Source organism: Kitasatospora sp. GP30, assembly GCF_029892145.1.
In the GTDB taxonomy this organism is placed as follows: Bacteria; Actinomycetota; Actinomycetes; order Streptomycetales; family Streptomycetaceae; genus Kitasatospora; species Kitasatospora acidiphila.
Genome location: NZ_JARZAH010000012.1, coordinates 92,694 through 112,229, shown reverse-complemented (window position 1 = coordinate 112,229; position 19,536 = coordinate 92,694). Strand labels below are relative to the sequence as shown.

Annotated in this window: 19 protein-coding genes and 4 pseudogenes; 14 read left to right on the top strand and 9 right to left on the bottom strand. The window is 71.4% G+C overall.

The genetic code is table 11. The annotated features are described in order from the left end of the window. Positions 1 to 52: 52 nt before the first annotated feature. Positions 53 to 169 (bottom strand): annotated as a pseudogene (locus P3T35_RS19540) (ATP-binding cassette domain-containing protein); the annotation flags it as partial. 414 nt (positions 170 to 583) lie between these two features. On the opposite strand from P3T35_RS19540, the gene P3T35_RS19535 reads away from it, so the two are divergent. From P3T35_RS19535 to P3T35_RS19525, 3 genes are all read left to right on the top strand, one after another. Then, positions 584 to 1,129 carry a DUF4383 domain-containing protein gene (locus P3T35_RS19535; RefSeq protein WP_101384810.1) on the top strand — a complete coding sequence of 182 codons (546 nt, stop codon included), beginning with the start codon at positions 584 to 586 and terminating at the stop codon, positions 1,127 to 1,129. Between the two features lie 2 nt (positions 1,130 to 1,131). Then, on the top strand, positions 1,132 to 1,986 hold the full coding sequence (locus tag P3T35_RS19530; RefSeq protein ID WP_101378891.1) for an S-methyl-5'-thioadenosine phosphorylase: 855 nt from the start codon (positions 1,132 to 1,134) through the stop codon (positions 1,984 to 1,986). Positions 1,987 to 2,086: 100 nt separating this feature from the next. Next, positions 2,087 to 2,323, top strand: a complete 237-nt coding sequence (locus P3T35_RS19525) for a hypothetical protein (protein WP_101378890.1) — start codon at positions 2,087 to 2,089, stop codon at positions 2,321 to 2,323. Between the two features lie 77 nt (positions 2,324 to 2,400). Here the strand turns inward: P3T35_RS19525 and P3T35_RS19520 are convergent, their stop codons facing one another. Next, positions 2,401 to 2,616, bottom strand: coding sequence for a dodecin (locus P3T35_RS19520; RefSeq protein WP_101378889.1), 216 nt, complete (start codon positions 2,614 to 2,616; stop codon positions 2,401 to 2,403). 224 nt (positions 2,617 to 2,840) lie between these two features. Between P3T35_RS19520 and P3T35_RS19515 the strand changes: the two genes are divergently transcribed. The 4 genes from P3T35_RS19515 to P3T35_RS19500 all read left to right on the top strand — a co-directional run bounded on the left by P3T35_RS19515 (position 2,841) and on the right by P3T35_RS19500 (position 7,633). Further along, entirely contained in the window at positions 2,841 to 4,682 is a 1,842-nt protein-coding gene (locus P3T35_RS19515; RefSeq protein ID WP_101378888.1) for a cholesterol oxidase substrate-binding domain-containing protein, read from the top strand. 96 nt (positions 4,683 to 4,778) lie between these two features. Next, on the top strand, positions 4,779 to 5,219 hold the full coding sequence (locus tag P3T35_RS19510) for a VOC family protein (protein WP_101378887.1): 441 nt from the start codon (positions 4,779 to 4,781) through the stop codon (positions 5,217 to 5,219). Between the two features lie 80 nt (positions 5,220 to 5,299). Further along, positions 5,300 to 6,697 (top strand): class II fumarate hydratase, encoded by a 1,398-nt coding sequence (locus tag P3T35_RS19505; protein ID WP_101378886.1) that lies wholly within the window; start codon positions 5,300 to 5,302, stop codon positions 6,695 to 6,697. A 141-nt stretch (positions 6,698 to 6,838) separates the two neighbouring features. After that, positions 6,839 to 7,633, top strand: a complete 795-nt coding sequence (locus tag P3T35_RS19500) for a VOC family protein (RefSeq protein ID WP_101378885.1) — start codon at positions 6,839 to 6,841, stop codon at positions 7,631 to 7,633. Positions 7,634 to 7,663: 30 nt separating this feature from the next. Here the strand turns inward: P3T35_RS19500 and P3T35_RS19495 are convergent, their stop codons facing one another. After that, positions 7,664 to 7,879 (bottom strand): hypothetical protein, encoded by a 216-nt coding sequence (locus P3T35_RS19495; protein ID WP_101378884.1) that lies wholly within the window; start codon positions 7,877 to 7,879, stop codon positions 7,664 to 7,666. A gap of 116 nt (positions 7,880 to 7,995) precedes the next feature. On the opposite strand from P3T35_RS19495, the gene P3T35_RS19490 reads away from it, so the two are divergent. Further along, positions 7,996 to 8,136, top strand: a complete 141-nt coding sequence (locus tag P3T35_RS19490; RefSeq protein ID WP_180356316.1) for a hypothetical protein — start codon at positions 7,996 to 7,998, stop codon at positions 8,134 to 8,136. A 61-nt stretch (positions 8,137 to 8,197) separates the two neighbouring features. Here the strand turns inward: P3T35_RS19490 and P3T35_RS19485 are convergent, their stop codons facing one another. Next, positions 8,198 to 9,586, bottom strand: a complete 1,389-nt coding sequence (locus P3T35_RS19485) for an NADP-dependent succinic semialdehyde dehydrogenase (protein WP_101378883.1) — start codon at positions 9,584 to 9,586, stop codon at positions 8,198 to 8,200. Between the two features lie 140 nt (positions 9,587 to 9,726). Between P3T35_RS19485 and P3T35_RS40420 the strand changes: the two are divergent. Next, positions 9,727 to 10,240, top strand: a pseudogene (locus P3T35_RS40420) (DNA-formamidopyrimidine glycosylase family protein); the annotation flags it as partial. 304 nt (positions 10,241 to 10,544) lie between these two features. Here P3T35_RS40420 and P3T35_RS19475 read toward each other — a convergent pair. Further along, positions 10,545 to 11,459 carry a hypothetical protein gene (locus P3T35_RS19475; protein WP_101378882.1) on the bottom strand — a complete coding sequence of 305 codons (915 nt, stop codon included), beginning with the start codon at positions 11,457 to 11,459 and terminating at the stop codon, positions 10,545 to 10,547. 394 nt (positions 11,460 to 11,853) lie between these two features. Then, positions 11,854 to 11,997 carry a hypothetical protein gene (locus tag P3T35_RS19470; protein ID WP_180356315.1) on the bottom strand — a complete coding sequence of 48 codons (144 nt, stop codon included), beginning with the start codon at positions 11,995 to 11,997 and terminating at the stop codon, positions 11,854 to 11,856. Between the two features lie 586 nt (positions 11,998 to 12,583). Here P3T35_RS19470 and P3T35_RS19465 point away from each other — a divergent pair. The 3 genes from P3T35_RS19465 to P3T35_RS19455 all read left to right on the top strand — a co-directional run bounded on the left by P3T35_RS19465 (position 12,584) and on the right by P3T35_RS19455 (position 14,793). Further along, complete coding sequence (locus P3T35_RS19465) at positions 12,584 to 13,717, top strand: DUF1266 domain-containing protein (RefSeq protein WP_180356314.1); 1,134 nt, start codon at positions 12,584 to 12,586, stop codon at positions 13,715 to 13,717. A 72-nt stretch (positions 13,718 to 13,789) separates the two neighbouring features. Beyond that, entirely contained in the window at positions 13,790 to 14,149 is a 360-nt protein-coding gene (locus tag P3T35_RS19460) for a hypothetical protein (RefSeq protein ID WP_143676729.1), read from the top strand. Continuing rightward, positions 14,146 to 14,793 (top strand): hypothetical protein, encoded by a 648-nt coding sequence (locus tag P3T35_RS19455; RefSeq protein WP_101378879.1) that lies wholly within the window; start codon positions 14,146 to 14,148, stop codon positions 14,791 to 14,793. Before P3T35_RS19460 ends, P3T35_RS19455 begins: the two co-directional genes overlap by 4 nt. A gap of 15 nt (positions 14,794 to 14,808) precedes the next feature. Here P3T35_RS19455 and P3T35_RS19450 read toward each other — a convergent pair. After that, positions 14,809 to 14,916, bottom strand: a pseudogene (locus P3T35_RS19450) (short-chain dehydrogenase); the annotation flags it as partial. Positions 14,917 to 15,481: 565 nt separating this feature from the next. Then, positions 15,482 to 16,048 carry an SUKH-4 family immunity protein gene (locus P3T35_RS19445; RefSeq protein ID WP_180356313.1) on the bottom strand — a complete coding sequence of 189 codons (567 nt, stop codon included), beginning with the start codon at positions 16,046 to 16,048 and terminating at the stop codon, positions 15,482 to 15,484. A gap of 338 nt (positions 16,049 to 16,386) precedes the next feature. Here P3T35_RS19445 and P3T35_RS19440 point away from each other — a divergent pair. Next, positions 16,387 to 16,629, top strand: a pseudogene (locus P3T35_RS19440) (hypothetical protein); the annotation flags it as partial. 549 nt (positions 16,630 to 17,178) lie between these two features. Here the strand turns inward: P3T35_RS19440 and P3T35_RS19435 are convergent. Continuing rightward, complete coding sequence (locus P3T35_RS19435) at positions 17,179 to 17,475, bottom strand: helix-turn-helix domain-containing protein (protein WP_101378877.1); 297 nt, start codon at positions 17,473 to 17,475, stop codon at positions 17,179 to 17,181. A 552-nt stretch (positions 17,476 to 18,027) separates the two neighbouring features. On the opposite strand from P3T35_RS19435, the gene P3T35_RS19430 reads away from it, so the two are divergent. Further along, positions 18,028 to 19,359 carry an NADH-quinone oxidoreductase subunit D gene (locus P3T35_RS19430; RefSeq protein ID WP_101378876.1) on the top strand — a complete coding sequence of 444 codons (1,332 nt, stop codon included), beginning with the start codon at positions 18,028 to 18,030 and terminating at the stop codon, positions 19,357 to 19,359. The last annotated feature ends 177 nt before the right edge of the window (positions 19,360 to 19,536 follow it).

The following is a 19,536-nucleotide window of genomic DNA, read 5'->3' as shown; positions in this document are numbered from 1 at the left end:
GTGGCCAGGTCCGACACGAGGTCGCGGCGCCGGCGGCCGATCGCGCCAGGGCCGCCGCGTCCAGCACCAGGACGGCCGGCTCGACCGCCAAGGCCCGTGCGATCGGCGCCCGTTGACGCTGGCCGCCGGAGAGCCGGCGGGGCAGCGCGGCGGCTTCGGGCTCGCCCAGGAGCTGGATCCGCCCTTGGTCGGGCTGTTCGCGCGGCCCGCAGCAGACCCTCTACGTGCCTGCGGCGGTCCTCAAGCCCGGCCGCAACGAGATCACCGTCCTCGAGCTCCACGCCACCACCGCCCCGACGGTCCGGCTGCTCGGTGCCCCCGCCTGCGGCGGCACCGGGGAATGACCCGCCCAGCCCTGAACGAGCGCCGCCGCTCGCGTCGTTGCGTGTGCGTTCGGTGACACTACGCCTCCGTTTTCGGGATCCTCGGCCCAGTCGGATCCGGCCGGGAACCGTCAATCCCGCTCGAAGCGCTGCGCCGTGGCTTCCGGCGTAGCGTGGAGCCAGAGCTTCCGGAAGCGGCCAACCCGCCGCTTCCTTCGGGAACCCTCCGGTGAGGGCCGTCAGGAGCAGTGGAGGCCGTCATGAAACTGCAGGACGAACTTCCCGTCGACCACCGATTGGCCCAGATCTACCGCTTCGGAGCCGGCCTGGCCGGCTTGGCGCTGCTGATCTGGGGCTGTTTCGGGTTGGCCGGCAACGTCGGCTTCTCCAGCGTCCACGGCAAGACCACCGCGGGCATGTCCAGCAACGGCGCGCTCGGCGTCCTGTCGATCATCTTCGGCGCGATCCTGATGATCGGCGCCATCGTCGGCGGCAACTTCGCCTCCTGGCTCAATATGATCGTCGGCTTCATCTTCTTCGTGGCGGGCTTCGTCGGCCTGATCGCGCTCGACGGCACCTGGAACCGGCTGGCGTTCCGGATGACCAATGTGATCTTCAGCTTCATCTTCGGGCTGGTGATCGCCTCCTTCGGCATGTACGGCAGAGTCAGCGGCCACCTCCCGCACGACAACCCCTACTGGCGGCAACGGCACGGTGGGGAAGGAGACCGGGAGGAGGAAGAGATCGCCGGCCGCTGGCACGTCCCAGCCTTCAAGAGCGTGCTGCGTCCGACGGTGCATCATTAGGTATGACTGATCAGCACACCGCACAGCGGGCCGAGATCGGAGTCATCGGCGGCTCCGGCCTCTACGCCCTGCTGGACGACGTCACCGAGATCACCGTCGACACCCCGTACGGTGCGCCCAGCGACTCGCTGTTCCTCGGCGGGATCGGCGGGCGCACCGTCGCGTTCCTGCCCCGGCACGGCCGCGGGCACAAGCTGCCACCGCACCGGATCAACTACCGGGCCAACCTCTGGGCACTGCACTCGCTCGGGGCCCGCCAGGTGGTCGGACCCTGCGCGGTCGGCGGGCTGCGCCCCGAGTACGGCCCGGGCACCCTGCTGATCCCCGACCAGTTCGTGGACCGCACCTCCGGGCGGGTGCAGACCTACTACGACGGGCTGTCACTGCCCGACGGCACCGTCCCCGAGGTGGTGCACGTGTCGATGGCCGACCCGTACTGCCCCGACGGCCGGGCCGCCGCGCTCGCCGCCGCCCGCTCCCAAGCCTGGGAGCCGGTGGACGGCGGCACGCTGGTGGTCATCGAGGGCCCGCGGTTCTCCACCCGGGCCGAGTCCCGCTGGTTCACCGCCGGCGGCTGGTCGGTGGTCGGCATGACCGGCCACCCGGAGGCCGTGCTCGCCCGCGAGCTCGGGCTCTGCTACACCTCGCTCGCGCTGGTCACCGACCTCGACGCCGGTGTGACGGCCGGTGAGGGGGTCACCCATGCGGAGGTCCTGGAGGTCTTCGCGCGCAATGTCGACCGGCTGCGCGGGGTGCTCTTCAAGGCGGTCGAGGCACTGCCCGCCGACCGCGACTGCGTCTGCTCGCACGCCTTGGACGGCGTCGAGACCGGCCTGCCCGGGGTTCCGGAACCCTGAGCCCGCCGCTGCGTCCCCCGGGCGATTAGGAAGGGCCCGCCCGGGGCACCAGCGGGGATATAGCGTCACCCAGAGGTCCAGAGGTGAGGAGGCGGGGATCATGGAGGGTCCGGCTCTCTCCCCGCGCGAACAGCAGCTCCTTGAGGAGATCGAGGCCGATCTGCGGACGGACTCCGTGCTGGACACCGAGCTGTCCACCATGCGGTTCATCCGGATGCGCCGCCTGCTGAACCTGCTGACGCCGTGGCGTCGCCACCGCCGGCCGCCGCGGCCCCCGGAGCTCGGCGGGCCCCCGGAAGCCGACGGCCCGCCGCCGCTGCCGGGGCAGCCCGCGTAGCCGCACGCCCGGGCGCCGCGGCATGGCTGTGCCGCGCCGAGGTCTTCGGCGCGGCACCCGCGGCACCCGCGGCGGCCTCAGTGCGCGTCCTCCAGGCGGAAGCCCACCTTGACGGTCACCTGGTAGTGCTCGATCGCACCCTGCGCGACGTTCCCCCGCACCTGCGTCACCTCGAACCAGTCGATGTTGCGCAGGGTCTGCGAGGCGCGGGCGAGCGCGTTGCGGATCGCGGCGTCGGTGCCCTCGTGGGAGGAGCCGACGATCTCGGTCACCCGGTAGGTGTGCTCGGTCATGGAGGCCTCCTGGCGGTCCTGGGGCTGCTGTCACCTCCACCGTGGCCCAAGCCGGGCCCGGGCGCGCGCCGAGGGCAGCGAACAACGTACCGAGGGCCCGAACGGTTCCCCGAACGGTCTAGCTTCACTCGAACTACTGATTGATGAAGAACGCCCGGACACCGCACACCGTTGATCCCTAGCGTCGACACCGTCACGCACCGCACGGGCCCGGGGAGGGACCAATGGAGAACGACACCGCGCCGACCTCGGACGGCGGCCTGACCCGCCGCCGCCTGCTGGCCGGGTCCGCCGCGCTCGGCGGGGCCGCCTGGCTGCTGCGCGGCGCCATCACGCCCGACCAGGCGCGGGCCGACGCCGGCCCGCCCCTCCCCGCGCCGCCCGCGTTCCCCGGCGGCATCGAGGTCTACCGCCAGGTCTTCGAGAACTGGGCCGGCGAGATCCATGCCGACCAGCTGTGGACCTGTGCCCCGAGTACCCCGGACGACGTGGTCACCCTCGCCAACTGGGCGCACGCCCAAGGCTGGCAGCTGCGCGCCCAGGGCTTCCGGCACACCTGGGCACCGCTCACCGTCGCCGACGGTACACCCGCCGCGAGCACCGTGCTGCTGCTCGACACCACCCGCCACCTCACCGCGATCAGCGCGGCGGGCAGCACCGCGGCGCCCGCCGTCCGGGCCCAAGCCGGCGCCGCCATGGAGCAGTTGCTCGCCGAGCTGGCCGGCGACGGCCTCGGCATCGCCCACTGCCCGGCACCCGGCGACCTCACCCTCGGCGGGGTGCTCGCCATCGGCGGCCACGGCACCGCGGTGCCGACCGCCGGCGAGACCGCGGCCCCCGGGCACGGCTTCGGCTCGGTGAGCAACCTGGTCACCGAGCTCACCGCCGTGGTCTGGGACGCCACCGCCGGCCGGTACGCGCTGCGCACCTTCGACCGCGCCGACCCGGACTGCGCCGCCTTGCTGGTGAACCTGGGCCGGGCGTTCGTCACCGAGGCCGTGCTGCGCGTCGGCCCGGACCAGAACCTGCGCTGCCTCAGCCGGATGGACATCCCGGTCAGCGAGCTCTTCGCGGCCCCCGGCACCGCCGGCGCCCGTACCTTCGCCGGGCTGATGGAGCAGACCGGCCGGATCGAGGCGATCTGGTTCGCCTTCACCGACTTCCCGTGGATCAAGACGTGGAGCGTCAGCTCCACCCAGCCGTTCGGCTCCAGGGCCGTGGACCAGCCCTACAACTACCCCTTCTCGGACAGCATCCCGACCCCGGTGGCCACACTGGCCGGCGAACTGGTCGCCGGATCCTGGGGGTTGGCCCCAACGTTCGGCCAACTCCAGTCCCTGATCGCCAGGTTGGGGCTCACCGGAGACCTCACCGATGTACTGCTCTCCGGCACCCTGATCCGTGACCTGCTCACCCTGGACGTGGTCACCCACCTGCTGGCCGACGGCCTGCGCTCCGACCTCTGGGGCCCCTCCCGCACCGTGCTGCAGTACGTCCGCCCGACCACCCTGCGGGTCACCGCCAACGGGTACGCCGTGCTGGCCCGGCGGGCGGACGTCCAGTGGGTGGTCAACCAGGTCACCGGCGAGTACCAGCGGCTGCTGACGCAGTACCAGGACCGCGGCCAGTTCCCGGTCAACGGCGCCGTGGAGATCCGGGTGACCGGCCTGGAGGATCCGGCGGCCAGCGGCGTCCCCGGCGCCCAGCCCCCGCTGCTCTCGGCGATCCGGGCCCGCCCCGACCACCCCGAGTGGGATGTGGCGGTCTGGTTCGACGTGCTCACCCTGCCCGGCACGCCCGGGCTGCACCAGTTCGGCCGGGACCTGGAGCAGTTCCTGATCGCCACCTTCGACGGCACCAGGGCCGGCCTGCGCGTCGAGTGGTCCAAGGGCTGGGCCTACACCGCCGACGCCACCTGGGCCGACCCCGACGTACTCGGCCGGGTGATCCCCGACAGCCTGCGGGCCGGCGGCGGCCCCGGCTGGGACGCGGCCGTCGCCACCCTCGACCGCCACGACCCCAACCATGTGTTCAGCAACCCGTTCCTCGATCGGCTGCTCGGGTAGGCACGGGCCCGCCGCCGGCGCAGGCTGGAAGTAGCCGCCGCCGGCGTCGCAGCCGGCGGCGCGTCGTGAGCCGTCGGCGCGAGGAGGTCGTTCGCCATGGCAACCGAGCAGACCGGGGCCACCGAGCAGCAGCGGTCGCCACAGGTCTGGCCGAGCCTGCGGGCCAGGGACGCCCGGGCCCTGATCCGCTTCCTGGTCGACGCGTTCGGCTTCGAGGAGAACGTCGTCTACGGGGAGGGCGAGGTGGTGCACCATGCCCAGTTGGACTGGCCGGAGGGCGGCGGGGTGATGCTGGGCTCGGTCCGGGAGAGCGAGGACGACGGCTTCGACCTCCCGCCGGGCAGCTTCGGCGCGTACGTGGTCACCGACCGCCTGGACGAGGTGTACCAGCGCGCCAAGGCGGCCGGTGCGCGGATCACCGCCGAGCCGCACACCACCGACTACGGGTCGTACGACTTCGCCGCCGTCGACCCGGAGGGCAACCGCTGGAACTTCGGCAGCTACCGGGGCGCACCGCGCAAGAGCCACCGGGCCTGACGGGCGACGGTCACCCACACGGCGTAGCGCCGGGAAATACCCCCGCCCCTCGGAGAGCTGTGATCCGTGGAGGTGGAGTCATGAGTCCCCAGCAGGGTGAGTACCGCATCGAGCACGACTCGATGGGGGAGGTGCGGGTCCCGGCCGCCGCCAAGTGGCAGGCGCAGACCCAGCGTGCGGTGCAGAACTTCCCGGTGTCGGGCCTGCGGCTGAACCGCGCCCACATCGCGGCCCTGGCCCGGATCAAGGCGGCCGCGGCCAAGGTCAACGGCGCGCTCGGGATCCTGGACGCCCCGGTGGCCGAGGCCATCCAGCAGGCCGCCGCCGAGGTGGCCGACGGGCGGTGGGACGACCAGTTCCCGGTCGACGTCTTCCAGACCGGCTCCGGCACCTCGTCCAACATGAACGCCAACGAGGTGATCGCCACCCTGGCCGGCGAGCGGCTCGGGCGGCCGGTGCACCCCAATGACCAGGTCAACGCCAGCCAGTCCAGCAACGACGTGTTCCCGTCCTCGATCCACGTGGCCGCCACCGCGGCCGTCACCGAGGACTTGCTGCCCGCGCTGGCCGAGCTGGGGGCGGCGCTGGCGGCCAAGGGCGAGGAGTTCGCCGGCGTTGTCAAGGCCGGCCGGACGCATCTGATGGATGCCACCCCGGTCACCCTCGGCCAGGAGTTCGGCGGTTACGCGGCCCAGATCGCCTACGGCCAGGAGCGGCTGCGCGCCACGCTGCCCCGAGTGGCCGAGCTGCCCCTGGGCGGCACGGCGGTCGGCACCGGCATCAACACCCCGCCCGGCTTCTCCGCCGCCGTGATCGCCGAGCTGGCCGCCGCCACCGGCCTGCCGCTGACCGAGGCGCGGAACCACTTCGAGGCGCAGGGTGCCCGTGACGGCCTGGTCGAGCTGAGCGGCCAGCTGCGGACCATCGCCGTCGGGCTCACCAAGATCGTCAACGATCTGCGCTGGATGTCCTCCGGTCCGCGCACCGGCCTGGGCGAGATCAACCTGCCCGATCTGCAGCCGGGTTCCTCGATCATGCCGGGCAAGGTCAATCCGGTGATCCCCGAGGTGGTGGCGATGGTGGCGGCCCAGGTCGTCGGCAATGACGCGACCGTGGGCATGGCCGGCGCCAGCGGCAGCTTCGAGCTCAATGTGATGCTCCCGGTGATCGCCCGCAATGTGCTGGAGTCGATCCAACTGCTCGCCTCCGCCGCCCGGTTGCTGGCCGGCCGCACCGTCGACGGGATCACCGCCAACGTCGAGCGGGCCCGCGAGTACGCCGAGTCCTCGCCGTCCATCGTGACCCCGCTCAACCGGTACCTCGGCTATGAGGAGGCCGCCAAGGTGGCCAAGCAGTCGCTCGCCGAGGGCAAGACGATCCGTCAGGTGGTCGTGGAACGCGGCTATCTGTCGCAAGGCCTGCTGACCGAGCAGCAGTTGGACGAGGCGCTCGATGTGCTGCGGATGACCAGGCCGTAGCGCCGCCGGGCACCAGCGCTGCGACCCAGCCTGCGGCGCAGCGCGGCGCTCGCCGGGCGGGTCCGTGCGACGCGGGCGTGCTCCGGGTACGGTCGGACCAGGCCGGGCCGGTCGGTGCTCGGGCAGCGAGGAGGCGGTGCGATGACCGAGCCGGCGGCGGCGAAGGGGGCTGCGGTGCGGTGCGTGCCGGCCGTGCCCAGCTGGGTGAGCCTGACGGTCAGCGACCTGGACAGCGCCCAGGCCTTCTACGGCGAGCTGCTCGGCTGGACGTTCAGCCGCGGCCCGGACCGCTGGGGTCGCTATGTGCGCGCCCTGGCCGGGGGCGTCGCGGTGGCCGGCATGAGCGCCTCCGAGCTGGCCCTGCCGGTCGCCTGGACCACCTTCTTCGGCACCGAGGACGCCGATGCCATCTCCGAGCGGATCCAGGCCCGCGGCGGCACGGTGGCGATCGGTCCGCTGGGCTTCGACGCCGGGCGGATGCTGATCGCCGCCGACCGGGCCGGCGCTCCCTTCGGCGTCTGGGAGGGCGAGACCGGTAGCGGAGCCGTCCTCAACTCGCTGGCCGGCGGCCCGGTCTGGATCGAGCTGCGCACCAAGGACGCCTTCGACTCCGCGATCTTCTACGGCGAGGTGTTCGGCTGGGACAGCCGCAAGTCGGGCGCCTTCGACGTGCGCTGGGAGAACGAGCGGGTGGTGCTGCGGTCCGCCGAGCGGAGCGTGGCGGCCCTGGTGACGGCGACCGACCCGGAGGCCCGGCCGAGTTGGAACGTCTACTTCTCGGTGGCCGACGCCGACGAATCGGTGGAACTGGCCGAGCGGCTCGGGGCCGATGTGCTGGGCGAGGTCAATGACAGCCCGTACGGGCGCTGGGCTGATCTGCGCGACCCGCAGGGCGGCCGGTTCTGCCTGCAGGGCCCGCGGCCCGAAGGCGGCTGACGGCCGCCCCGAGCGCGCCGGCCCCGGCCGTCAGTCCCGGTCCACGACCGCCCCGCAGCGCCGGCAGACGGTCGGCGGCCGCTGTTCGGCCAGCGCCCCGCACTCCGCGCAGACCAGCGGGAGCAGGCAGGCGCTCTCGCCACCGATCCGCTCCGGCCCGGCCGGCTCCCGCGGCCGCTCCGGCCGCTCCGGCCCGACCGGGTCGGCTATCGGGCGGATTTCACCCTCGGTGTTCGAATCTGCCATAGCCCGAGGCTACTTGTCCGCTATCCGAGCGAACCACCCGGCGGGTCCGTTTGATCACCAACGCCCCGGGTACCGCTGGCTGCTAGCTGCAGGAATCCCTAGCCGAGGAGGTCATGATGGAACGCGAGACCAACACCCCGGGCGAGCCCGCCACTCACGCCGAGCAGGCGCAGCGCCGGATGCTGGAGGAGGAGGCGGCGGCCGACTCCTTCGAGCACGGCGACGTCGAGTGGTACGCCGTACTGGGCGAGGACTGAGGCCGGACCGCACTGACCGGGGCCGGCACCGAGTTCGCGCGGGCCGGACCCCCGGCCGCGCTCAGGCGACCCACACCGTGGTCGCGTTGCAGAACTCGCGGATGCCGTGCCCGGACAGCTCGCGCCCGTAGCCCGAGCGGCGCACCCCGCCGAAGGGCAGCGCCGGGTGCGAGGCGGTCATCCCGTTGAAGAAGATCCCGCCGGCCTGGATGTCGCGGACGAACCGCTCCTGCTCGGCGGGTTCGGTGGTCCAGACATTGGAGCTCAGCCCGAACGGTGAGTCGTTCGCCAGCTCCACGGCGTGGTCCAGGCTCTCGGCCCGGTAGAGCGTGGCAACCGGGCCGAACGCCTCCTCGCGGTGGATCCGCATCTGCTCTGTGATCCCGCTGAGCACGGTCGGCGGATACCACCAGCCCTCGCCGAGCCCGGCCGGCACCGCCACCTCGCACTCCACCCGCGCGCCGAGGTCCAGCGCGTCGGCCACCAGCTCACCCAGATCCTCGCGGCCCTGGGCGGTGGCCAGCGGCCCGACCTCGGTGGACTCCTGCAACGGATCGCCGATCCGCAGCGCCGCCATCCGCTGCACGAAGGCGGCCCGGAACTCCTCGTAGACCTGCTCGTGCACGATGAACCGCTTGGCCGCGATGCAGGACTGCCCGTTGTTCTGCACCCGGGCGGTGACCGCGGTCCGGGCGGCCGCGGCGACGTCCGCCGAGGGCAGCACCACGAACGGGTCGCTGCCGCCCAGCTCCAGCACGGTCTTCTTGACCTCGTCGCCGGCCACCGCCGCCACCGACCGCCCGGCACCCTCGCTGCCGGTCAGGGTCGCCGCCGCCACCCGGGGATCGCGCAGGACGTCGGAGACGGTGGCGGAGGGGATCAGCAGGGTCTGGAAGCAGCCGTCCGGGAAGCCCGCGCCGCGGAACAGGTCCTCCAGGTAGAGCGCGGTCTGCGGCACGTTGGAGGCGTGCTTGAGCAGGCCGACGTTGCCGGCCATCAGCGCCGGTGCGGCGAACCTGATCACCTGCCAGAGCGGGAAGTTCCACGGCATCACGGCCAGCACCACACCCAGCGGGCGGTAGCGCACCAGGGCGCGGGAGGCTCCGGCGTCGGTCACATCGGTCGGCGCCGGGTGCTCGTCGGCGAGCAGCGCGGGCGCCCGGTCCGCGTACCAGCGCATCGCCTTCGCGCACTTGGCCGCCTCGGCACGGGCCGCGGTGAGCGGCTTGCCCATCTCGGTGGTCATCAGCCGGGCGATGGTCTCCTGGTCGGCGTCCAGCAGTTCGGCGGCCCGGTGCATCAGCTCACCGCGCCGCGCGAAGTCGGTCAGCCGGTACTGCGCGAAGGTCTGCTCGGCGCGGGCCAGGCGCTGTTCGACGGCGGGCGCCGTGTAGGGCTCGAAGGTCCGCAGGGTCTGCCCGGTTGCCGGGTTCACGGTCGCGATGGCCATCGGTCGCCTCCTCGCCAGACGGGACGTGCCGCCGCGGGTGCCCGGCACTGCCGCCGACCCTAGGCGCAACACCCGGCCCGGGCCCCGTGCGACAGGCGGCACGCACCGGCGGTTGCGCCGGGTGGGTGCATGCTGGGGGCATGCCCGAGGGTGACACCGTGTTCCACCGCCGCGCAGTTGCACCAGGCCCTGGCCGGGCGGGTGCTGACCACCGCCGACCTGCGGGTGCCCGCGCATGCCACCGCCCGGCTGACGGGCCGTCAGGTGCTGGAGGTCTGCCCGCGCGGCAAGCATCTGCTCATGCGTGTCGAGGGCGGGCTGACCCTGCACACCCATCTGCGGATGGACGGCCGATGGCAGGTCTATCGGACGGGGGAGCGGTGCACCGGCGGGCCTGGCCACCAGATCCGGGCCGTGCTGGGCAATGCCGAGTGGACGGCGGTCGGCTACCGGCTGCCGGTGCTGGAGCTGCTGCCGACCACTGCAGAGGCCGAGGTGGTCGGCCATCTCGGTCCCGACCTTCTGGGCCCGGACTGGTCGGTCGAGGAGGCACTGCGCCGGCTGGCCGCCGCGCCGGAACGGCCGACCGGGGAGGCGCTGCTAGACCAGCGCAACCTGGCGGGGATCGGCAATGTGTACGCCAAGAAGCTGTGCCGCGCGTGCGGGCTGACTGTCCGTCAGGGCTTGAGTCATCCGCTGGAGACGGTCACTTCGTCCCACCGGTCGGGCAGACGCCCGACGCTGAGACCCGGGCCGGTGGGTAGGTCGAGGTGGCCGTTGGCGAGGACGAACGGCTCGGGCGGCGTGGGAGCCGGTTCGATGACAGCACCAGCTCGGATCAGTAGTTGGCGGAGTGGTCCGCCACCACCTCCAGCGTCCACAGCACCTCGTCGACAGAGGTGTCGCACTGCCAGTTCATCGCGACGCTCAGCGTGAACGGGCGGTCTTTGTGCCTGCGCTATCGCGGCACGCGGTTGTCGGTACTCAGGACGTCGCCCGCTGCCGTGGAGCCCACTGCTCGCCGGAGGGCGCCTATCGCCGGGTCGGAGATGGAGACGGTGAGCGTGTAGGGCGGCTGGCCGATGATGGTGTTCCTCGAATCGAGCGGCGCCGAGAGGTTGACGGCGAGGGCGTCGATGCCGGGGCACAGGATCTGGGCCGGGAGCACCACCTCTGCGCTCCCGCCGTTCTCCGACCTGATGCGGATCCTGCCATCCGTCGTGCGGGAGGTGCCATCGTCGAGTGTGATCGGCACGTTGTATGCCCCGCCGACCAGCCCGTTCGGGCCCTCGATCTCCACCGCCACGCCCTGCGGCCCGAGAGGTGCGGACAGGTCGAGCGGCTGGTCGGCGCCCGGTGCGAGGAGGAGATCGAGCGTGAAACGCCCAGGATCGTGTGCCGAGCGCCGTTCGAAGCCGTATGAGCCGAGCACGAGCTGCGGGCCCGGTCCCGGGCCGCCCGGCCGCGCCTCGGGATGGGTGGGAGGCGTCGGCGACGCGAAGTGGTGGAATCCCTTGGCGCCGCACTTGCTGCCGTCGGTGACACCGCCTCCGGGCAGTGCGACGTCCGTCGTCGGACCGGAGGAACCTGCCACACGCGAGGGCGGGACTGCGGGCCGAGCGGCGGAGTGTGACTTGCTTCCCGGCCCGATGGTGATGGCGACGAGTGTGATCCCGACGGCGAGTACGACCGGCACGATGGACCGGACCTTGGAGCGGGGCCCGCGGGAGATGGTCGGCGCGGGTTCCGGTGACCAGCGGCGGCCTCCGGGATCCACCGGGGGCTTCAGCCGCCATCGTGCCGAGAGCATACGGGTGCGCGCCGTCGGTTCGTTGGCGGTGGCGCTCCGGAGGAAGGACTCGTCGAGCTCCAAGCCGTCGAACGGGTCCGGTGCCGCTTGCCCCGGATCGTCGGATGAGTGTGGCTGGGGATCATCGGCTATCGGCACCGCGCCAGTATGCCCGGGTGCCACCACGATCCGATCAGGAGGCGAGCGCTCGCCTAGCTAGGCACTGTCCGGCTGATCATGTGACTGTCGTCTGGTCGGATCGTTGTCCCGTGCATGGTCCGGGATGAACGCGGGGATCTGTCGGATGCAGAGTGGGAGCGGCTGCGGCCGTTTCTGCTGGTGAGCAACGGTCGGTGCGGGCGGCTGGCGTGACCAGGAACAGGGATAAGCGCCTATTGCGCAGGTCACAGGGCGTGACAGCACCCCCCGCGGCAGGGGGTCGCGACAGCACCCGCGACAGTTGCGCGGGGGCCGGCACTCAGGCGGCGTGGCCCTCTACCGGGTAGAGCTTGGCGTGCAGCACCCGCTCCTCCCACCACGGATCGTCCGGGGTGGAGACCAGGGCTGCCACCTGCTCGCGCTTGGTTGGCGCGGGCAGCACCAGCGGGCCCAGCTCCTCCATCTCCCGGTCGCTGACGCACTGCGGGCACTCCAGCCGGTCGGGGCCGGCCTTGAGATGTCGCCGAACAGCCCGTGCTCCTGGTCCTCGTCGAGCTCGTCCTCGTCTTGGGTGTGCTCGGAGCGGGCGGGGTACTGGGTGAGGGCGGCGTGCAGCGTCGCGCCGGCCTGCCACGCCTCGGCGTGCACGACGGGCTCCCGCACGGACAGGCCCCGACGGGCACCGAGGTCGACCCGGCCCTCCACCAGGAACGCCCAGTCGTCCAGTCTGTCGACGTCGCGCTCGGTCCAGCCGCGGGCAAGTCCGGCTCCCTGGTGGAAAGGGGCGGATGCCGTCGTGGCCGCTCCAGCGCAGCCCCATCGAGCCGCGCACCAGCGCGGAGTCGAGGATCGGGCGGCCCAGGTCCCGGTCGGCGGGGGGTGGGGGCTGCTGCACAAGGCCGGCTGAACCGCCGCCGGAGCCCGTGCACGCCCTGACGACGGGGGGTTGGTGTCACGTTCATTAACGGTGCCCCGATCAGGGGGATCAATTCCACGGTAGTGTCCGGACCATGGGGGACTCGATCAACGGCACACGCCCAGTCCAGTGGATGCCGGCCACGCAGGTGGAACACGAGTTGTACGGGGCCAAGAACCGGGGGGATCACGGCTGGTTCCTACGGCTGCTGGCTTCGACGCCGATCTATCGGGATGCGCGTCTGAGCAGCTTCTGGGACGACTCGGACGGTGTCGGACTGCTGGACTACCGCGATGCGTGGGGCCGGCCCTGCATCGCGATCCGCACTCGGGGTGAACTGCTGCCGCAGCGCAACGAGATCGCCCTGGTGGAGACGGGCTTCGCCGCGCTCGCCGAGCGGTGGCCGGGCGACGGATGGTGGCTGGTGGTCAACCCGGGTACTCCGCTGGAGACCTACTTCGCCGGGGATGCCCGCAGCCGCGAGCAGTGGAAGCAACTCGCAGCCGAGGCGCCACAACTGGGGCATGACGACGACGCGCTGGTGACCCGGTTCACCGGTCCGCTGCACGGGCCGCTCGCGCACGCGCTGGCCTGCGGCGGGCACCTGGCCGTGCACAACCAGGTGCCGTGGAACGAGATAGGCGACGTCTACTGGAACTACTCGAGGGATGTCAGGCTGCTCAGCCAGACCTGGGGATGCGACACGCGGCAGCAGTGGCGGGAGCAGCTCGACCACCTGATCAGGGCGCGGAACAGCCCGTGGGCACCAGAGTTCGTGCTGCGGCTGCGCAGGAACGCCCTCGCCCAGTATTCCGAGGCGACCGACCCGCACTGGTGGCGGGCGTTGGTGGCCAACACCCTCACCACGCGCGGATATCCGGCCGGGCACATCCAGCAGGCGGTGGACCTCGTCGGGCAGATCACCCGCTACGAGCAGCGCTTCCGCGCCGATGGCGTGCTACCACCGGACGGCTTCGTCACCAGTGCCGTCGGCTACGACTACGGCCGCGCGGTGAATTTCGTCCGGTGGGGTGTCGGTGCACGCTTCTGCACACCGGAGACGGCCGAGCAGATCATCCCCATCGCCGGCTCGCTAGTCCGCGAGCACTACGACTCCTGGGGGGAGTTCTCCGCGGGGTACATGCTCGGGCGGGTGCTGCGCTTCGACGAGGAGGAGTTCGGGCACATGTACACCTCCGCGCTCAACCCACACAACATCCTGACGACCGACCCGGCCAGCCCCTGGCGGAACCTCCCCTTCGCCTAGGCGAGAAGCGCGGGCTTTCCTACGGTGCTCGCCGCCACCGTGGCGGCGGGCACCGACCTTGAGGAGCCCGTGATGGCGACGCCGCCCGAGATCGACCACCAGGTCGTGGCCGCGCTGTACCAGTTCCGGATGGCCACCGCCGAGCAGCTGCGCATCCTGCACACCCCCGACAGCCAGCCGGAGCTGATGCGCCGACGGCTGCGCCAGCTGAGGGACGAGGGCCTGGTCGAGGACGTCGTCCTCCCACTAACCATGCCTCCCGCACCCACAGGCGCCCCCGGGCCGGCCTGCCCGGAATCCGGCCCCGGGCAGCGCCCGCAGGGAACGCGGGGCCGTCGGCACCTCCATGGCCGGCGGCCCCGCACCATGCCGTTGTCGAGTACACGTACTCATGCGCCCGATACGCGCGAACTGGCACCATGCGAGCCATGACACCGAGCCCTGAACCGACCACTCCCTACCGCTGGACCACCAGGCGGATCGCCGCGATCGCCGCGATCGCCGCCGTCACGGTCGGACTGGGCATCGGCCTCACCCTGCTCGCGCGCGCCTGCTCCGGAAAGCCCTACCCCGTGGCCGATCCCGTCGCCACCGCCCACCGGCTCGACGACCGGACCCAGGCCGTCTACGACGCTATGGCATTGCCCCCCGTGCACCTCGAAACCGCGTGGGGCCAAAACGACATCAGTGCCGACAGCAGCGCCTGCGGGATACGGGGGATCCAGGCCCGGATCGACAAGGTGGTCGGCGGCTGGCACCCCGCGCCGAACACCTACGCGATCATCGAGGGCTGGAAGGTCGCCAACGTCACCAGGCCCGCCGCCCAGGCCGCGCTCCAGCGCGCCCAGCAGACCCTGACCACCCGTGGCTGGACGGTGGTCAGCTACGACCCCACCTCCGTCCACCTGGTGCTCCAACCGCCCGCCCCCGCCGGCGACACCGTCGATGTCGCCTTCGACTCGCTGGAGCACATCGGAGTCACGGCCACCTCGGAGTGCGCCACCGTCACCTCGGACCTCTTCCCCGGCACGGGGACCCTGCCAAGCCCGAGCGCGCCGTTCCAGCTGCGCAACTGACGTGTCGTCAGCCCACCAGGGCAGCTTCCCCGCCGCGTCGAAGTACCCGCCGGTCGGGCCGTCCGGGCCGATCTGTGCCATCCGCACGATGATCTCGGCGCCCTGCTCCACCGTCTGGTGGCCGGCACGACGACGTCGTTCTACTTCAGCGACCTCGACGACATCGTTGACCTGGAAGACAGGGCCCGCTTCCCACCCAACTCGCAGATCCTCGGCACGTAGAAGCAGGCGGTGGGGACCGCACCGGCAACCACATTCGGGCTTGCCTGTCCCGCAGCCACTACCTTCGTCGACTCGGATCCGTCTCACGCAATCCAGTCGCTCGCCCTGTTAGTCGTCGGCAGCGGACGCCTGGTCGCACTCGCTCCGGCTACCGCTCTACCGTCCGTCGTCCTCTCCCACGTCGCCCGCCGAGGCCCGATGTGGAGGTGCAGTGACGCATGGCCCCCGGTGGCCGCCACCGGTCCCGTGCTGACTCAGGCCCGCCGTGCGGCCAGAGGATGTCAGGCGAGGTGGTCGGAGACGAGGTTGGCGAAGTCCTCGGGGGTGAGGATGCGGATTCCGAGGTCTCGGCCTTGTCTTTCTTGGATGCGGCCTTCTCCTCGGCGACCAGAAGGGTAGTCGTACCGGCCGGGCGCAGCAGAGCGGCGAGTTCGGCGGGCAGCGCGCCACCCTCGCCGAGTGGTTCCTAGTCCTGCATCATGTTGCCGACGTAGCGCAAGACCATGTGCCAGGTGGATCCCGGGTACTCCAGAGCCACCGGATCCGCTGCCCGCATCAGCGCCAGCAGCCGCTCCTCCGCTCCACCCGGGTCGGCCTCGCCGTCGCTCTCGGGATCGTAGGCGTCGCGCTCCACCTCCAGGGCGTGCAGGAAGTACGCCAAGGCGTCGACGCTGCTGTTCAGCAGATGTGGTGAGCCTCCGTCGGGGATGGAGTAGACGAGTCCGGTCACGGTGTCCACCATCACGCTGTCGAGGACGATGCCGCCGACGGTCAGCCACACCGACATGTCGAACGGGCAGTTGGGGTACTGCTCCGCGACCCGCTGCCAGGCCTCGCCCCCGATCCGCACGTAGCCGTCGACGAGTTCCTGACTCGACTCGAACCACCGCTCGCGGTCCGGGAGCCCGACGTCCCGCAGGAACGCACGGGTCGGAGCGTGCGTGATTCCGGCGAGCAGGTGGTCCGGTATGACAAACAGGCCCCCGGATGTGAAGGCCTGCTCCATGGCGACGCGATCGATCAGCGGCTTCATGACGCCATGATCCTGGTAGCCACCGACAGGACCGCAGCGACCCATCACCCACGTCAGCGGCTCACGCCCCTGGTCGCCCCAAGGCTCCGTACCACCGCAACCACTTCACACGGGGGCCATACAGCGCCGCACCGACCTTCCGCAGACGCCTGGCGGGTCAACCGATCCTGCCCGGCTGGAGCCTGGGGCGCCCGTACGATCCTGACACCGCATCACCTCATGTCTGGAGCGGCCCATGACCGTCCTCCCCACCGACCACCCTGGGTGGCAGCGTGCCGAGGACGGCACCCTGGTACGGCCGGTCCTTTCCGGCCCGGGCACTTGGCTGGCCACCTGGCGCGATGGGCACATCGATCTCGCCTGCGATCCTGGTCGTCGGTGCCCTGACGCTGAACGCCACGGTGGGCGGCGTGCAACGGCTGCGCGCCGAGAAGGCGCTGTCCGCTCTCTCGGCGGGGCAGCAGCGCAGGGCTCGGCTGGTGCGGCGGAACGACGTGGTCCTGGTCCCGGCAGGACGACTGAGGCCGGGGCAGGTCATAGAACTGGAAACCGGAGACGTGGTCCCGGCGGATGTCCGGCTAACGGATACTGCTCCGCACGACGACCCGCGGCGTCGCGGCCATGCGGCGGGCCGGGACAGCACAAGCCGCGCTCGCCGTCACCATGAGCCAGCGGGCAGGTCCAGCACTCGTCAGTGCCAGCCAGCCCGGCGTGGCCCAAGGGCGGCCCAGGGGGCCGACCGGTTAGGGCCCAGCTGGCCGGGCGACAGAACGAGGCCGTCGTGCCAGCCAGGACCGTATAGGCGCCCTCCCGCTGCGGATTCGCGACCGGATCATCGGCGCACTGGCCGTCGGCTGGCCCGATGCAGTCCGTTCGGACTCCGACACCGAGCGCCGTCAGACCAGCTATCGCCTCGCGCTGTCCAGCCCTGCGGCCCCCACCCGGCATCGGAGAGCCGTGGTTCCGGGCCGCCCTGGACGTGCTGGCCGAGCCGGTCCTGCTGCTGCTCACCCCGGTGCGGGACGGCCCTGGCGTCCCCGTCGACGCCCGGGTGCTGCCCGACCGGTGCGCATCAGCATCGCGAACGTCTCCAGCCGCCCTGGGCCCGGTTGGTTCGCGCTGTGCGTCTGTTACTGCGCGACCGGCTTGGGTGGAAAGGCGTGGTCGATGTTGTCCTCGACCCAGGAGCGGAGCGCGTTGAGCGGGACGGCGGCACTCTGGCCGAGAGGGGTGAGGGAGTACTCGACGTGCAGTGGGACGGCGGGGTAGACGGTGCGGTCGAGGAGGCCGAAGTCCTCCAGCCGGCGCAAGGTCTGGGTGAGGACCTCGGGGCTGACGCCCTGGAGCCTGCGCTGGAGCTCTCCGAACCGCTGCGGCCCCTCCTCCAGGGCGCCGATGGCCAGGGCGGACCACTTGTTGGCGAGCAGGTCGAGTAGTGCGCGACAGGGGCACTGGGCGGCGTAGACGTCGTGGTTTCAGGAGATGACGAATTCTTGAATCACCGTCCCTCGGCCAATGCCAACCCCGGCTGGAGGGACGGAGGTGGGGGGTACGCAACCGGCACGTGGGCGCCAGTTGCGGTCCGCCCTGAAAGATGATGAATCGCTAATCCTGCGGCAGTCAGTCATGGATGTGCCTGCCCTCCGCGCTTCCGGCGGCAAGCCGCCTCGTCCCGGATGCGCGGGCCGTTCCGTCGGACCTTCGGCGCGGTGTGTGCCGATCACGAACGGTCTGCCCGGCCCCGAACCCCCTTGACTGTTCCGCGGTACGGCCGTGGCTGGTGCGCTGCCGGTCCGGCCGGGTGTTCATGGCAGATGTGCGTGATTCTGGACTTGAGCAGCCCATGCCGCCAGGTCGTGCCCGTGCGACCGGCGCGAGGGCCGGCCGGCTGAGACGGGCTGCGGCCCGTTGTGCCCGTCGCGCGCCGCGACACGGGCACACAGACGCGACTGGTGACCCGAGCGGAGGTCATACGGCTGATGAGCGGCAGCGAGCATGAGTCGGCAGGAGCGCGCGACACGACCGAGGGTCGCGTCTACACCGTCACCGGCGGCGACTGGGGCGAGGTGGTGGACGCCGCCGCGCAGGTCGATGACGAGCGGATCATCGTCAACATGGGTCCGCAGCACCCGTCCACGCACGGCGTGCTGCGCCTGGTCCTGGAGATCGACGGCGAGACGGTGAGACAGGCCCGCTGCGGCATCGGCTACCTGCACACCGGCATCGAGAAGAACATGGAGTTCCGCAACTGGGTCCAGGGCACGACCTTCGTGACCCGGATGGACTACCTGATGCCGCTGTTCAACGAGACCGCCTACTGCCTGGCGGTGGAGAAGCTGCTCGGCATCACCGACGACGTCCCCGAACGGGCCACCGTCATCCGGGTGTTGATGATGGAGCTCAACCGGATCTCCTCGCACCTGGTGGCGATCGCCGCCGGCGGGATGGAGATCGGCTCCACCACGCTGATGATCTACGGCTTCCGGGACCGCGAGGTCATCCTCGACATCTTCGAGCTGGTGACGGGCCTGCGCATGAACCACGGCTACGTCCGGCCGGGCGGCCTGGCGCAGGACCTGCCCCCGGGCACACTGGACCAGATCCAGGAGGGCGTGAAGCTGCTGCGCTCGCGGATGCTGGAGTACGACAAGCTGGCGACCGACAACCCGGCCTTCAAGGCCCGCCTGGTCGACGTCGGCCACCTGGACCTGGCCGGCTGCATGGCGCTCGGCGCCACCGGCCCGATCCTGCGGGCCACCGGCCTGCCGCACGACCTGCGCAAGTCCGATCCCTACTGCGGCTACGAGAACTACGAGTTCGAGGTCGCGGTGGCCGACACCGCGGACTCCTACGGCCGGTTCCTGATCCGGCTGGAGGAGATGCGCCAGTCGCTGCGGATCGTCGAGCAGTGCCTGGATCGGCTGGCCCCCGGCCCGGTCATGGTGGCCGACAAGAAGATCGCCTGGCCCGCCCAACTGGCCGTCGGCCCGGACGGGTTGGGCAACTCGCTCGACCACATCCGGAAGATCATGGGCGAGTCCATGGAGGCGCTGATCCACCACTTCAAGCTGGTGACGGAGGGCTTCCGCGTCCCGGTGGGGCAGGTCTACGTGGCGGTCGAGTCCGCCAGGGGTGAGCTGGGAGTGCACGTCGTCTCCGACGGCGGCACGCGGCCGTACCGGGTGCACTTCCGCGACCCGAGCTTCACCAACCTGCAGGCGATGGCCGCGATGTGCGAGGGCGGGCAGGTCGCGGACGTCATCGTCGCGGTGGCAAGCATCGACCCGGTGATGGGAGGCGTGGACCGGTGAGGACCGCGTGGAAATGCAGCCAGGGGCAGGTGCAGCGATAGGGCGCCGAGCATCACCTCCCAGGCCAGCAGCCGCCGCCCAGCGGCACGTTGCACACCCCGCGCATCCAGCGCAAACAGAACCATGGTTCTGCTCATGTCCCCACAAGCAGAACAGCGATTCTCTTTGTGGGGGCGT

Excerpts from the sequence above, each read along its gene's own strand:
- P3T35_RS19535 (WP_101384810.1), top strand. The coding sequence starts at position 584 with ATGAAACTGCAGGACGAACTTCCCGTCGACCACCGATTGGCCCAGATC.
- P3T35_RS19530 (WP_101378891.1), top strand. The coding sequence starts at position 1,132 with ATGACTGATCAGCACACCGCACAGCGGGCCGAGATCGGAGTCATCGGC.
- P3T35_RS19525 (WP_101378890.1), top strand. The coding sequence starts at position 2,087 with ATGGAGGGTCCGGCTCTCTCCCCGCGCGAACAGCAGCTCCTTGAGGAG.
- P3T35_RS19520 (WP_101378889.1), bottom strand. The coding sequence starts at position 2,616 with ATGACCGAGCACACCTACCGGGTGACCGAGATCGTCGGCTCCTCCCAC.
- P3T35_RS19515 (WP_101378888.1), top strand. The coding sequence starts at position 2,841 with ATGGAGAACGACACCGCGCCGACCTCGGACGGCGGCCTGACCCGCCGC.
- P3T35_RS19510 (WP_101378887.1), top strand. The coding sequence starts at position 4,779 with ATGGCAACCGAGCAGACCGGGGCCACCGAGCAGCAGCGGTCGCCACAG.
- P3T35_RS19505 (WP_101378886.1), top strand. The coding sequence starts at position 5,300 with ATGAGTCCCCAGCAGGGTGAGTACCGCATCGAGCACGACTCGATGGGG.
- P3T35_RS19500 (WP_101378885.1), top strand. The coding sequence starts at position 6,839 with ATGACCGAGCCGGCGGCGGCGAAGGGGGCTGCGGTGCGGTGCGTGCCG.
- P3T35_RS19495 (WP_101378884.1), bottom strand. The coding sequence starts at position 7,879 with ATGGCAGATTCGAACACCGAGGGTGAAATCCGCCCGATAGCCGACCCG.
- P3T35_RS19490 (WP_180356316.1), top strand. The coding sequence starts at position 7,996 with ATGGAACGCGAGACCAACACCCCGGGCGAGCCCGCCACTCACGCCGAG.
- P3T35_RS19485 (WP_101378883.1), bottom strand. The coding sequence starts at position 9,586 with ATGGCCATCGCGACCGTGAACCCGGCAACCGGGCAGACCCTGCGGACC.
- P3T35_RS19470 (WP_180356315.1), bottom strand. The coding sequence starts at position 11,997 with ATGGAGGAGCTGGGCCCGCTGGTGCTGCCCGCGCCAACCAAGCGCGAG.
- P3T35_RS19465 (WP_180356314.1), top strand. The coding sequence starts at position 12,584 with ATGCCGGCCACGCAGGTGGAACACGAGTTGTACGGGGCCAAGAACCGG.
- P3T35_RS19460 (WP_143676729.1), top strand. The coding sequence starts at position 13,790 with ATGGCGACGCCGCCCGAGATCGACCACCAGGTCGTGGCCGCGCTGTAC.
- P3T35_RS19455 (WP_101378879.1), top strand. The coding sequence starts at position 14,146 with ATGACACCGAGCCCTGAACCGACCACTCCCTACCGCTGGACCACCAGG.
- P3T35_RS19445 (WP_180356313.1), bottom strand. The coding sequence starts at position 16,048 with ATGAAGCCGCTGATCGATCGCGTCGCCATGGAGCAGGCCTTCACATCC.
- P3T35_RS19430 (WP_101378876.1), top strand. The coding sequence starts at position 18,028 with ATGAGCGGCAGCGAGCATGAGTCGGCAGGAGCGCGCGACACGACCGAG.